10 protein-coding genes are annotated in these 13,900 nt (G+C 64.3%); 3 read left to right on the forward strand and 7 right to left on the reverse strand.

From position 1 onward, the window contains the following. Positions 1-195: 195 nt before the first annotated feature. On the forward strand, positions 196-390 hold the full coding sequence (locus KF708_19105) for a hypothetical protein (protein ID MBX3414802.1): 195 nt from the start codon (positions 196-198) through the stop codon (positions 388-390). 151 nt (positions 391-541) lie between these two features. Here the strand turns inward: KF708_19105 and KF708_19110 are convergent, their stop codons facing one another. The 3 genes from KF708_19110 to KF708_19120 form a co-directional block, all read right to left on the reverse strand. Further along, positions 542-1,561, reverse strand: a complete 1,020-nt coding sequence (locus tag KF708_19110; protein ID MBX3414803.1) for an MBL fold metallo-hydrolase — start codon at positions 1,559-1,561, stop codon at positions 542-544. 310 nt (positions 1,562-1,871) lie between these two features. Beyond that, a complete protein-coding gene (locus KF708_19115; protein ID MBX3414804.1) occupies positions 1,872-3,149 on the reverse strand; it encodes a DUF1501 domain-containing protein in 1,278 nt (425 codons plus the stop codon). Positions 3,150-3,231: 82 nt separating this feature from the next. Beyond that, positions 3,232-4,911 (reverse strand): DUF1553 domain-containing protein, encoded by a 1,680-nt coding sequence (locus KF708_19120; GenBank protein MBX3414805.1) that lies wholly within the window; start codon positions 4,909-4,911, stop codon positions 3,232-3,234. A gap of 421 nt (positions 4,912-5,332) precedes the next feature. Here KF708_19120 and KF708_19125 point away from each other — a divergent pair, with 421 nt between their 5' ends. Then, entirely contained in the window at positions 5,333-6,466 is a 1,134-nt protein-coding gene (locus tag KF708_19125; GenBank protein MBX3414806.1) for a GNAT family N-acetyltransferase, read from the forward strand. Positions 6,467-6,589: 123 nt separating this feature from the next. Further along, entirely contained in the window at positions 6,590-7,036 is a 447-nt protein-coding gene (locus tag KF708_19130) for a hypothetical protein (protein MBX3414807.1), read from the forward strand. A 184-nt stretch (positions 7,037-7,220) separates the two neighbouring features. Here KF708_19130 and KF708_19135 read toward each other — a convergent pair whose 3' ends face one another. The 4 genes from KF708_19135 to KF708_19150 form a co-directional block, all read right to left on the reverse strand. Next, positions 7,221-9,680, reverse strand: a complete 2,460-nt coding sequence (locus KF708_19135; GenBank protein MBX3414808.1) for a DUF11 domain-containing protein — start codon at positions 9,678-9,680, stop codon at positions 7,221-7,223. A 174-nt stretch (positions 9,681-9,854) separates the two neighbouring features. Continuing rightward, positions 9,855-10,883 carry a hypothetical protein gene (locus KF708_19140; protein MBX3414809.1) on the reverse strand — a complete coding sequence of 343 codons (1,029 nt, stop codon included), beginning with the start codon at positions 10,881-10,883 and terminating at the stop codon, positions 9,855-9,857. Then, on the reverse strand, positions 10,880-11,413 hold the full coding sequence (locus KF708_19145) for a sigma-70 family RNA polymerase sigma factor (protein MBX3414810.1): 534 nt from the start codon (positions 11,411-11,413) through the stop codon (positions 10,880-10,882). The genes KF708_19140 and KF708_19145 overlap by 4 nt, the downstream gene beginning before the upstream one ends. 119 nt (positions 11,414-11,532) lie before the next feature. Beyond that, positions 11,533-13,791, reverse strand: coding sequence for a hypothetical protein (locus KF708_19150; GenBank protein MBX3414811.1), 2,259 nt, complete (start codon positions 13,789-13,791; stop codon positions 11,533-11,535). Positions 13,792-13,900 lie beyond the last annotated feature (109 nt).

Below are 13,900 nucleotides of genomic sequence, written 5' to 3' on the forward strand. Positions count from 1 at the left end.
AGAGTGTCCTGATTTATTACGTAGACGCGAAGCCGCACAACATCGTTTTTCCATCAAGCTAGGCACGCCACCCTTCTCCAAGCGCTGCGAACAACGGATAGTTGACACCCGTACACTAGTGCATAGAATAGCCTCAGTCGATGGACGACTGCTGGGGCAATGCTCGAACGTTTCTTGCACGGAGGAGGTTCGACCATGTCGATCGCCTACGAGACGACATCCTTGCTCGTCGAATTTGTGCCGGCTCGTCCGCCGGCCGCACGGCCCCGCCACCGCGAGGCGGAACAGCGCCCGCGTGCCTTAACGCCGCGAGAATTACCTGCCGGCGTCCACGCGATCGGTGAGGTACTGCCGTTGGTTCTCGCCCAGATGGGGCTGAGAGTCACCTGATCCGGCAATGCTGCCAGGCTCGTTCTCACACACCGGCCGGCGGCCGGTGCCACTTGGTTTTCACCAAGGAGTAAACTCGGTAACCACAGTGGCAATGCCGATGCAAAAAGTGGCACAAGCTGCCAGTCTGTGCGGAACCAACAACCGGCTCTCACACGACCTCATACCGCAGCGCCGGGTTGTCTTCACTCTCCACCTCGTCGAGGTTCACCACCGCCAGCCGGCCATGCTGGTACAGGTACTCGACATGGGCCCCCACCTCTTCGAGCGCCAACAGCACATTGAATCCCTTGGCGCGGGGATACATCGCCTTCGACACATCGCTGATCGTGGCCGGGCCTTCGTGTTCCTCGATCAGGCCCGAAACCTTGTCGAGCTTGCGGAGATGGCTGTCGCGGATCTGGTCGATGCGGCGGTAAACGTCGCGAATCGGCGCCTCGTGCCCACCTAGCGCCAGATCGAACCCCCCGATCCGCCGCACGCGCTCGAGCGCGTCGAGATAGTGCCCCAGACCCGTGTACGCTGTGATGCTTTCCGGAGCCTGGTGTGGAGTCGTCTGCTCGAGCACGTGGTCGGCCGAAAGCAGAATGTCCCCCAGCACGATGCAGACCTGGCCGGGACAGTGCCCCGGCGTATGGATGAACTCCATGCCGTCGAGCGTGTCGCCGTCGGCGATCGTGGCATTGACGCGGCAAGAAGTGACATGCTTCTTCGAAAAGCCGTACATCTCCATCAGCCGCGGCTGAAACTCGGTCTCCACGCCGGCCCGTTCGAGATAGGTCCGCAGCGCCTTCGTGGCCACGATGACTCGTTCTTCGTAGGCCGAAAGGACCCGACTGTCGAGGCTGTGGATGCGCACCTCGGCCTCGGTCCGCGAGAGCAACATCGGCAGCCCGCCGAAGTGGTCGATGTGGCCGTGCGTGATGATGATCCGCCGCACGTCTTCGAGCGTGATCGGCTCGCCGAATCGGGTACGCACCTCGTCGATGCCCGCCAGCAGATGGTCGTTCGACTGGCCATAACCGCTGCCAGCGTCGACGATCGTGGGAGGCCCTGCCTCGAGCAACACGTAGGCGTAGACGATAAAGCCGGGAAAGGCCTCGCAAGGAATCCGGTAGACGCGCACGCCCGTGCTGGAGACGAACCGCTCGACGGGTGGGAGTTGAATCATCGCGCGGTCCTGGAGAGATCGCCGGACACACCACACCATCGGGTGCCCCGATGGCCGTGACCGCCTACGTTCTACTCACGTGCCCGCACGACGACAAGGAGCCTGGAAGTGTGGGAAATGTAAAGAAAAAAAGTGGGACAAGTCAGACTGTGCGTGTGAAGAAGATCGACACTGAGCTTGCGCCACTCAAACACCGGTCAGCGGCCGGTGCCACTTTCTAAGCGCATCGAGTAAGACAGCGCGTGGAACGAAGCGTCCTCCGCAACTTCTCCCCACTCTGCGCGAGCTCTGGAACGCGCCGCCAACCGACCTAGCCGAACAACTCCATCACCGGGGAGCCGCCATCGACAATCCGGATGGGCCGTCCGATGGGACTCATGTTCTCGATCGAGCCGTCGATCTTCAGGCTCTGGCAGAGCGATTGGAACAGGTCGGTCACCGCCACCGGACGCTCGGTCGGCTCGACGCCCGCTTCATCGGTAGCGCCGATCACCTGGCCCCCCTTGATGCCGCCCCCTCCCAGCACGACGTTGAACGAGCGCGGGTAGTGGTCGCGTCCCACGCGGGGATTGATCTTCGGCGTGCGGCCGAACTCCCCCATCCAGACGACGAGCGTCGAATCGAGCAGGCCGCGGTCCTGGAGGTCGTCGATGAGGGCCGCGAAGGGTCGATCGACCTGTCCGGCCAGATTCTTCGTTCGCCCGAAGACGTCGTCGTGCGTGTCCCAACTGCCGGCCGAGACTTCGACGAAGGTCACGCCCGACTCGATCAGGCGACGCGCCAAGAGGCAGCCGTTGCCGAACTCGGTCTCGCCGTACGCGGCGCGGGTCTGGCTCGACTCTTCGTCCAGCTTGAAGGCCTTCATCTGCGAGCTGAGGACCATCCGCGCCGTCTTCTTGTAGAGGCGTTCGTGATCAGCCACGAGATTCGCGCCACCGGCCGAGGCGTATCCCTCGTCCAGGTTGCTTAGCAAGCCGAGGCGGCGCTGATAGCGCTTCTCGTCGGTCGCCAGGGCGACGTTCGCCGGCAACTTGCTCGCGTCGGGCATGAGGAACGGATCGAAGTCGACGCCGAGGAAGCCTCCCGTTCCCGTGTTGCGAAACTGTTTGCCGATCCGCACAAACGACGGGATCTCGCAGGCGGCATCGGCGATCTGCTGCGAACAGATCGAACCGAACGCCGGATGCTTGACGCTGGCCGTGGGGGCATAGCCGGTGTGCAGCAGGAAGCTGGCCCGCTGGTGGTTGCCTTCCTTGCTCGTCATCGAGCGAATGATGGCCAGGTGTTCCATGCGTTGGGCCACCTCGGGAAAGCGGTCGGCGATCTGGATGCCGGGGACCGAGGTGTCGATGGCCGCCGTTTCGCCCCCATTCTCGTGCCCCGGCTTGGGACTGAACGTTTCGAACTGACTCGGTCCTCCCTGCATCCACAGCACGATGCACGCCATGCCGCGGCGGCGCAGATCGCCGGCGCGCAGGCTCATGCCGTCGGTCCAACTCATCGTGCCGGCCGCCAAACCGGCGAGCGAGATTCCCTTGAGGAAATCGCGGCGGCCGACCACCTGCTGACGATCGACGCTCACTCCCATCACGCGGCGCAGGGCGGTGTGCATGACTCGGTGACCTTTGCAGAGGAAGTTACTGAGGACGACGGGGTGATGGAAACGGCGACTACTTGCGATGCAGGAACTCGGTCGAGTTCACCAGCGCCCAGAGAATATCTTCGAACGCCTCGCGACGATCGCCCACGCGGGCGACATACTGCAGGCACTTTTTCATCTCGTCAGCGCTCGGCTCGCGCGCCAGCGTGCGCAGATACAACTCGACCACGACCTCGTCGTTGTCCGCGACGCCTTCCAAGAGACGCGCCAGTTGCGTGGTCGGCTTGCTAGCGTTCAGCGCGGCGGCGATGATCGGCGAGTTCATCATCATCAGCGCCTGATCTATCGAGCCTTGCACCTCATCGCGCGGGTCGCTCGGGTCGAAGCCGAACACGGCGAGAAACTGCCCGCGCGGCGTGCCTCTCCCGGCGCGAAGCACCTGGTACTCCCGGCGGGCATCGGCCGTGGCCGCTTGCTCTTCGATCCCCAGGGCCATGGCCACCGAGTCGAACAACTGGTCGGCCCGGAGCCGCTGTGGGCAGTTGGCCACGAAGGGAGTCTGTGCGGAATTTCGGCGCGGCTGGCTCGTGCGCTGGTAGGCCTCGGTCGAGGCGATCGTGCGCAGCAGCCACTTGAGATCGTGGTCGTGCGCGACGAACTGCTCGGCCAGATAATCCATCGTCTGCGGCGCGCTGCACTCGCGATCCGGCCCCAGATCGTCGATCGGTTCGTAGAATCCTTCACCGACCATCTCGGCCCAGACGCGATTGACCAGCGCCTTGGCGAACCAGGGATTTTCCGACGAGGTCATCCACTCGGCGAGCGTCGAGCGGCGCTCGGCATCGGTGAGTCCCTCTTCCAACTTCTCTCCCGTCACGAAAAAGACGGGCTGCATCAGCGTGCCGTCGGCGGCGGGATCGTCGAGGTCGGGCATGAAGTGCTCGACCCGCTTCAACCCCGTCGGCTTCAACGGCTTTTTGTTCTTCGCATTCGCCGGACGCGAGCGATCGGTGATGAAGATCTCGAACCCACGGCGCTTGCCCTCTTCCGTCTTCAAGGCACGCACGCCGAGGCGGGGAAAGAACGCCGCCAGCTCGTGAAATTGCTCGCGCTTCCAGCGGTCGGTCGGGTGATCGTGGCACTGGGCACATTGAATCTGCACGCCCAGGAAGACACGCGAGATCTCGGCCGCCGTCTCGGGGATCTGCCCCCATTGCGACGCGATCAAGGCCGTCGCGCCATGCTCGTGCAGTTCACCTTTGGCGGTAATGAATTCTCGCGCCAGATCGTCCCAACGGGCGCCGGCGTTCAGTTCCTTCGTCAAATACTCGACCACGCTGACCGATGAGATCAGCGCGCGTTCGTCGCTGCGGCGCGAAAGCATCACATCGCGCCAATAGCGAGCCCAGTTCTCGCCATAGCGAGGATCGGCCAACAGACGATCGATCGTCGCCCCGCGCTTGTCGGGTGAAGGATCGAGCGAGAAGGCCGTGACCTCCTCGGGCGTGGGCATTTCTCCGACCAGGTCGAGCGAGACGCGACGCAAGAACGTTTCGTCGTCGACGATCTCCGCCGGCACGATCGATCCATCGCTCGGTGACTGAAACAGCTCTTCGGCAAGGAGCCGATCGACCTGCGCAGCCGCCTGCCGCGTCTCGACCGACTCCGCGCGAGCCACCACCGGGCTCATCCACAGCACCAGCGCCCCAAGGACGGCGAAACCACGCGCGAAGACCTGAACGTGCCGCATCGGTAAAAAGTCCTTCGTGGGCTTTGGTCCACTACCGGTCTGTCGGGCCCGGGGCACTCGTAGTGCCGTTTCTATAAACAACTATCGTCCGCCACGGTTTCGGCGGTTTTGCCAGATGATAACATCTCCCCCCGAAATCCAACTTTCAACCGTGACCCGCCCCATTCTCGAACCCGATGACGCTGGAAGGGGCTCCATACGCCGCTGGTTGCCCTTTCGCCACACGATGTTTCGGCACGGCAACACGGTAGAAGCAACTCCAGCTTGGGCCGACTTTGCCGCTCAAACTTACAAGCCATTTCCCGGCAATGCTTTGCGCCTAGGACAGGAGAGCGTCAAGGCGGGGCGCCGCCGCTGGCATTATGCTTGCATTGCAGGAAGTGTCGTCCCGATCGACCGTCGCCCGACCACTGGCACCAGCATGCCCCACGTCCGCGAGATCAACGAAGTCCGCGAGCTCGAGACCCTGCGTCTCACCTGGCAGGTACTGCACGGTCAGACCCGCGACGCTTCGTTCTTCCAGACGCTCGACTGGCTGCTCGTCTACTGGAAGCACTACGCCGGCGAACAGACCCTCCGCGTGCTCGTGGTCAGCGCGGGAGACGAAACGCTCGGCATTCTGCCCCTGGTCGTGCGGAGCGAACCGACGCGCGTCGGTTCGCTCCGCGTGCTGACCTATCCGCTGCACAACTGGGGCACCTTCTTCGGCCCGATTGGCCCGCACCCCACGGCCACGCTCATGGCCGGCATGGAGCACGTCCGCCGCACGCCGCGCGATTGGGACCTCGTCGATCTGCGTTGGGTAAATCGCGACGAAGTGGATCATCGCCGCACGCCCACCGCATTGGATCTGGCCGAGCTGACCTCGATCGAGCAGCATGCCGAAGCGGTGGCGATGGTCGAGTTCGACGGCACCTGGGACGAGTACTGGATGAGCCGTCCGGGCAAGTGGCGTTCGAATCTCCGCCGGGGCGAGAAATCGCTCGCCGCGCGGGGCACGGTTCGCTTCGAGCGTTACCGTCCGGCTGGCACGCTGGCGGGCGAGGACGATCCCCGCTGGGACCTCTACCATGCCTGCGAAGAAGTGGCTGGCCAGAGCTGGCAGGGCGCCGCGGCCGACGGCACCACAATGAGCAACGAAGCGGTGCGTGCGTTTCTCCGCGAGGCACACGTCGCCGCCGCCCACGCCGGCATGCTCGACATGTGCGTGCTCTTCGTCGACGAGGCGCCGGTCGCCTTCGCCTATAATTACCAGTGCGAAGGCCGCGTCTTCGGGCTGCGAACCGGCTACGTCGCCGGATTCGAGAACGCCGGAACGGTTCTCATGCAGAAGATGTTCGCCGACAGTTTCGCACGCCGCGACGTGTCGCTCGACCTGGGAGCAGGTTATCTCGACTGGAAGCGTCCCTGGCTGACGAAGATCGTCGACAGCTATCACTACACGCACTATGCCCCCGTCGCCGTGCGTGCTCAGGCCCTGCGTCTGAAGCGTTGGGTCTCGGCCCAATTCCAGGCGAACCAGGTCGCTATGGAAGACAAGAAGGGGGCCGTCTGAATCCCGTGCCCTGCCCGCCGACGAAATTCACTCGCAGAAAGCTCGCCAGGCCCGCCGATATTGGCTAGGGGACTCTTCCCAGAGCACGGTTTGCTCGCGCCACCTCCAGGAAGGCGAATTGGCATGAGAATCGATTCGGCCGTCGGTCGACCGTACGCGCAGCAGGCGACACCGTTCGCCCAAGGGACAAGCCGTGACGCGGCGGCGATCGAGTCCACCAAGGCGCTGCCGAACGCGACCGACGCCGCCCACGTGCAGGATCTCGATTTCACGAGCATGACGCGGCAGGAGCTGTTCGATTGGATGAACGGCCAGATCCGCAGCGGCCAGATGACGCTGGATGAAAGCACGTCCTTCTTAGGAATGACCGTGAGGTTCGACGCGACGACGAGGCAATCGGTGGACATGGCCACCGACACCACGCGTTACGACTTTACCGAGCGTGCCCGCCAGGGCATCGCAGGCGCGCGCTGGTTCCACAATGAAGCTCTGGCCGAGCGATTGGAGTGGGCCTTGCGGCGCATGCAACAAGAGCAAGGTCAGCCGCTCAGGGTCGATGCCACGGTATAGAGGCCGGTGCGTGGAGAAACGAACTCGCGCGTAGGTCAGACACTTGTTCGACATGGCGAACTCGATTGATTGTCAGGTACGCACGTCCCTGACATTCGAGAGATGGGCCGACCTCGATCGCAACATGGCGATCGAGGCCGGCCCTTCTGATTCGTGGGGCGTTCTGGCTCGCTGGCCGCACGCCCTAGTCTTGATAGATCCGCGTCAGCGTTTCCTGCTGCACGACTTTGCGGCATTCTTCGCTACGGAAGAAGGCGCGGAAGCGGACATCGCCTGCCCGCGAGCAATGGGCGTGGACTTCATAGACCTTGGTCTCGCCCGGCGCGAGCGTGGCAAGCGGCTCGAAGACGATGCGGTCGCCCGAGACGTTGCCGGCGGTGGCTCCGCGGATCTCGGCCGACTCCATCTCGGCCGGCAGGCGACAAGCCACCTGTACGTTCGTGGCCGCTTTTGTGCCGCGGTTCGTCACTTCGATGCGGTAAGCGGCCTGGCCGCCGACTTCGATCGGCGCGTCGGGGGCCGCCAGTTCCAGCGTCACCGACGGCACGCCGTCGATCAACGTATCGAGATCGGTCCGCTCTTCGACGCCGAGATCGGCTCGCACCATCGCCAGCACCTTGTGAGCGCCCAGCTCGTGTGCGATCAATTCGTACTCGACCTTGGCGGTGCCTTGCGGTTCGAGTCGACCGATGAACCACGCCACGGCTCCGGCCGCTTCATCGAAGCCACCCCCGGCCGTGGCTCCTTCGTACTGGTAACCGGCAGGCACCGAACCAAAGAGCTGCACGTTCGTCGCGGCAACCGCGCTGGGGTTGTATGCCGTCAGGGTGAAGACGGCCTTGCGATCGACGAAGCGGAGCTTCGGGCCTTCGAGCATCAACTCTAGCGACGGACGCACGATCTCGACCACGCAGCCACCTTGCGCCGAGAGGCGATTGGCCGAAGTGGCCTCGGCCACGATGTTGACTTCTCCCGGCGTGGTACCGGTGACGGGCACTTCGAGCAGTCGCGTTTCGCCCGGCCCCAGGGTGCCGATCGCGTATTCCAGCTCGTTCCCCGCCGGATGGCTCAGCCTGGCGTCGAGCCTTGCCTGCACGATCACGTTGCGGGCCTTGCCGGTGCCGGGATTGCTCACGCGAAGTTGATAGACCGCCGGTTGCGAGACGAGCGCCTGTTCGGGCCCTTCGATCGAGACCGTCAGTTGCGGATCGAGCACGTGGATGCTGGCCGTGGCGGCACGCGTGTACGTGACCGCGGCCGTCGGCGCGAGATCGCCTTCTCCCTTGGACAGCAGCCGCACTTCAAAGGTCTTCGATTCCTGCGGCTCGAGGCGATCGAGCTGCCACGACAACACGCGTCCCTCGGGCTTGGCCGACGCCGTGGCGCTGGCGAGCTCGGCGTGCTCGGGCAACTGTACGTGAACGGCGATCGACACCGCCGGCGAATCGCTGTCGTTGGTCACCTTCAGACGGCAGGGGATCTCATCGCCTCGATTCACTTCGCCCGGCGTGAGCCAGTGGACCGATACGGCCCCTGCGCCCGACTTGTCGCTGGTAGTCGAAGCAGGCGTGGTGTTGGCAAACATCTGCTGCATCGCGGTCGGCGCGTTGTTCCCCTGCCATGAGGGAACCTCGGTGGTCGCAGCCATCGTTTGGCGCGGTGCCACCGCGGGCGCTGGTTGCGGCTCGACCGTGGCCGTCACCTGCGGTTCGCGCGGCGACTCGAACGACGTCAGGCGACGCGGCTCGTCCAAGGGGACTGGCGAAGGCTCGAGAGCAGGAGCGGCTGAAACGGCTTGCGGCTTGCTGGTGGTGGCGAATGCCGGCTCGTCACTCGCGGCGGGCGTTGGCTCCACTGGCGCCGTCGTGGGGACGTCGGTCGCCTGGAATTCGGCATAGCGATCCTGCTTCACCGGCAGGGGCATGGTCGGTTCGATGGCTGCCGGAGTCGGCTCGTGGGCGATGGGAAGCGATGCTTCGGCCGGTTCCGGTGTTTCGCTGACTACCGCGGCGCGTGTGTCAGCATTCAAGGCTGGTTCGCTCGTGGCAGGCGAGAACGTCGGTGCTGCTGTGAGTTTCGGCGTCGCAGGTTGCGGCATGCGAGCGAGCAGAGGCTCGTCGCTCAGCAAGGCCGAGTCCGAGGCGAAAGCCTGTGGTTCCGGCATCGACTCTTCGTCCGAGGCAAAGGCCCCCTGTTCCGGCTCCTCGGGAAGTGGAGCCAACTCCGAGGGCATCGCCCTGCCTGGCCTCGACGCATTCGAGTGCAAACGAGGCTGCTGTGCTTGCGTGGTGGCCGGCCCCATTTCCTGGCGGAAGGAGTTCGACTCGTCTTCCTCGAGCGAGAGACTCATATCTTCGAATCGCGCATCGAGCTGCGTGCGGCGGCTCGTCGAATCGGTCGACGGAGCAGGGCGACTCGCGGACTTCAATTCGTTGGGTGAGGGGGAGTTGTCGTAGTAGGCGGCCAACTCGTTTCGCGAACCGGCGGCCTGTTTCTGCTCGGCGGCGTGCGCCTCGGCCGGCGCCAGGAATGACAGCACCGAGGTGAGCGGCTCGTCGACTTGCCAGCGCTCTTCGCTGAGCGCGAGAATCGCGCCGCCGACCAGGATCAGCCCCATCGCCACATAGCCCAATGAGCGTCGCATCGGTGGTGTTCCCTCACATCGACGGCGCAAGTGCGGCTTACTGTCGGGCTGGGTCGCCGCAGAATTTATCCAGCCCACAGGCAACGGCTACGAAGTCCGTGCCCCCGGTTTATCGACCTTGCCGGTGGCATGGGTTGAGAAGCAATGCGCAAACTTTGCCGATTGCAAAGCGCATTATTCGCCGGTCGGCACGAGAAGAGGCGATCTTGGCAAGGTGGGCACCTTGAGCCCGTGCGAGTCGGCGTCGTACCAACTACTGGCTTGCGGTGCTTCGCCCACCAGATGCAAGGTGACGTGTTCGATGCCGGCAGTCACGGGCTCGCGATGCCAGGCCAACTCGAGCCGGCAGGCGACTCCCGTGCTCGGATCGGCCCACAGATCGACGACATCGGGCCGCTCGTTCGAGCCGAGTCGATGCAGCCCGCGAACATGTCGCCACATGGCCGAGATCCCCGGACCGGCCGGTTCGTCGCCGACATACATCAACTCGTAGTCGGTTACCAGATACGATAGCAGCTCCGTCATCTGCAACTGCGGCAATCCGAACGTATCGGTCTCGGCCCAGCGCAGCGGGGACTGCAGACGGTCGACGAACTGGGCCGGGCCCAAGACCGGTTTGATCCAGTAGTGGGTACCGTTCCCCCCCATCCACAGATCGCCCACCAGGCCGGGATGGTGCAGCGCGAAGTGCTTGGGTCCCCGCACGTAGAGCATGGCATCGAATTCGGTGAGCGCCCCGTGCAACGTACGGACCCGTGTATGAACGGCGTACTGCCGATCGGTCTCCTGCGTGGCGCTGCGAAAGGCCTCTTGCACGGCGGCCTCGGCGACCCGGCCCGCCGCCGTCATCCAATACAGCACGCACGAGCTCAGCAGCAACGCGGCGGCCAGCGTCATCGCGGCGGCCAACAGGCGACGACGGGGACGCGCGGAACTCGGCCTCTCGTCCTCCCCGCGTGGGAGTGACGTGGTCGCTTCGTCTTGTAGTGTCGCGACGACGCGGGCCACACGCTCGGCGGTGCGTTCACGCTGGGGCTGGTGCAGTTGTTCGAGCAGCGCGTCGAGAAAGGTCAGGTCGGCGGCGCGCAAAGCGTCAAGCGTGCCCGCTTCTTCCCAGGCGTCGGCAGGCGCTTCATCGAGCCAGCAGGCAAGGCGTTTGTCCGTCTCGTGCTCGGAACGATGGCCTTCCGCATCGTAGCTCATGCGGTGCGCTCCAAGGGGGCCATCTTGCGCTCGAGACAGTCCAACAGTCGCGCGCGGCCGCGCTGCAATCGCTTCTTCAACGCCTCGATCGAGATCTCCAGTCGCGCGGCCAGACGCGGACCGCGCAGCCCTTCGCGATAGCGCAACTCAACGGCGTCGCGATACAACACCGGTAGATGCTCGAGACAATCGCGCAGCATTTCGAGCTTTTGATCGAGCGTATCGCCCGGCATCTGCGCCAGCGAGGCGTGACGAGCTTCGAGGTGCGCGAGGACCAGTTCATCGCACAGCAATGGCCGCCGCGCCTCGCGACGGCGCTGCGCGAGCACGAGCTTGGCGGCGATGCCCCGCAGCCACGGCCCGAAAGGACGCTCGCGATCGAATTTCTCGAGATTCCGCCAGGCCGTCATCATCGTTTCCTGGAACAAATCGTCGATCTGCGCCGGATCGCGCACCACGCAACGCAGGTAGACCGTGAGCATGTCCGCGTGCTCGCGGACCAGGATTTCGAAGAGATCTTTTGGCGTCATATGCGGCGCTTCTCGGCCGCGTCTGCCGCTTGCCATGTATTGTCGCCCTACACGGCCAGCGGGACACGCGGGATGAACGATCGATGAAGATTGAGGTCGTACCACGGCGCCCAGGTGGGTCACTGCGCGACCGGCCCCTCTGCAGGCGGGCCTATGAACTCATGATAGCGGCCCATCCAGTAGGGGAGCAGCCAGTAAACGGTGCTGCTTTCCGTCCGCGACCCGTGCCCCCCCGAGGCGGAGTAGGGGTTTCCATCCCATTTGCCGACCCGTCGTTCGTCGGGTGGCAACAATCGAGAGGTCTGCCAGTGGTCGATCACGGGGCTCCGCACCAAGGTCACGTCCTCTCGGGCGTGGTTGTCGACCGTCCAGTCGATCAAGTCGAGGGGTACCTGCCGGAGAAACTCGACACAACCGGCCGATTCTCCGTCGGTACCGGTGATGGCGGAGTAAACAAACCCGTACAAAGGGCTGTGATCGCGGCGGACCGGCTGAAACCAGTTCTCCACCCCCTGCAAGTAGCTCTTGCGCCGCTGAGGATCTTGCTCGTAGTCCAGCAGCGCTCGATACGCCAATGCCGCCAACTGCACGTCGATATAGGTGAACGCACCGGGGTCGAGTCGCAACGGATCGATCACGTTTTGCGCATAACCGTGCTCGGTAAGTAGCTTCTCGGCGGCGGCCTCGTACTTTGGCTCCCCCGTCATGTGATGAGTGACCTTGAGAAACGAAAGGATCTCGGTCGAATTCACGCCTCGATCGAGTCGCCAGGCCGGGTCGCCATTCAGACGCTTCGGCGACCAAACGCCCCACATCGTTGGCTTGCCATCGATGTCGAGCAGGTCGTAGTCGCCGGCTATCAGGTAGTCCATGATGCGGGCCACGTGCTTCCGCACGCGGGCGCGCTCGGGCTCGTCGGCAACCAGGTCGTAATAGATCGCATATGCGAAGAAGTGGCCGGTGATCTCGTCGGAGCTGGTGTCTCCTTTCCAGAGCCAGCGGCCGTCGGCACTTTTTCGCCAGCGAACGTCGACCACCTTCTCGCGCGGATCGTCGACCAGCAGTCGAGCGATCTCCTGCGGCGTGTGCGTGCGATTCGCATCGGCCATCTCGGTCCAATCGGCTGGAATCACCGTGCGCGCCACGAAGCCTGGCGTGTCGGTCACCGTCTGCAAGAACTCCATGGCACGGTACGCAGCGCGGGCGTTTTCTAGCGCGGTGGGATCTTTAGTCACCGCGTAGCGATAAGCCTCGGTCGCCACGTAGAGTCCCGTGTACATGCCGTCGTTGTCGGTATCGACGGCGTACCACGTCGAGAGATCTCCCGGCGCGCGCAGGTCGCAGCGTTCGACAAGCCCGGGCTCGCGAACGTGCCGCGCGCGCACGATCGCGCCGTAGTGAGCCGCCTTGTCGGCCAAGGTCATGGGGCGCGATTTGAGCGTGCTGATGCCGGCCCCCGTGCCCACGAGCGCCGCACCCGATTCGTCGAACGCGATGGCACGCGCCGAGTTGTTCGGCAACCAACGTTCGCTATGCCGCACGGCCCAGCGCTGGCCATCGTAGCGTGCGACGCCGAGTTGCGTGCCGACCCAGGCGCGACCTTTTCGATCGAAGGCGATCTCGTTGACGAAGGCCGCGGGCAAGCCATCGCTCGGACGGTATCCTCCCACGCGCTCGTCGCCGCGGTAGAGGTCGATGCCGCCCGACGAACCGATCCACACTTGCCCCTGTGCGTCGCGCGCCAGGGCCAGCGCATTGCTGCTGGCAAGCTCTTCGCTCTTCGACAGGCAACGTGTCTGGCCATCCGCCACACGATACGCCCCCACGCCGGTGGCGAACCACCACTCGTCGCCGTTGATCAGAATGTCGCGCACTCGTTTGGCAACCGCCAGATCGAGAGGCTGCCACTCATTCTGCATCGACTTGCGCTCCCAGAAGCCGTGCGGCCCGGCCACGATCATGCGCTCGGGAGAAACGCCGATCGCTGAAATCGGCCCCACCACCTCGTCGACTTGCTCCCAGCGATCATCGACATAGCGATAGAAGCCGTTCCACGCACCGACCCAGACCGTGCCCGCATCATCGACGGCGACGTCATAGGCTGGTCCATTCAGTTCGGCGCCGTGGGGAGTATGCCATTCGTTCTCGGCGTAGTAGGCGATGCCGCCGCGGCTAGCGACCCAGAGTCTCCCCTGGCGATCGAGCGTCAGAGCATGCACGTCGGAATGCTCGGGCGTCGATCCCTGCAGGAAGGGTTCACGATAGTCCTGCTCGAAGGGCGTGTCGGGAATCGCCGCGGGAGATGCGGCCATCGCCACGGTGACAGAGCAGCACACGACCAGCCCACAGAGAACAAGACGTGCAAGACGATGACGCATGAGAATATCCAGGCGAGACATCGAGAGGGGCGGTGGCGATCCGACGGCGGATCGGCCGGGGACCCCACGTATAATCTCCCCGACGCTCGGGTCAACCCGGTACGGACCG

The sequence above is a fragment of the Pirellulales bacterium genome (genome assembly GCA_019636335.1).
GTDB lineage: Bacteria > Planctomycetota > Planctomycetia > Pirellulales > JAEUIK01 > JAHBXR01.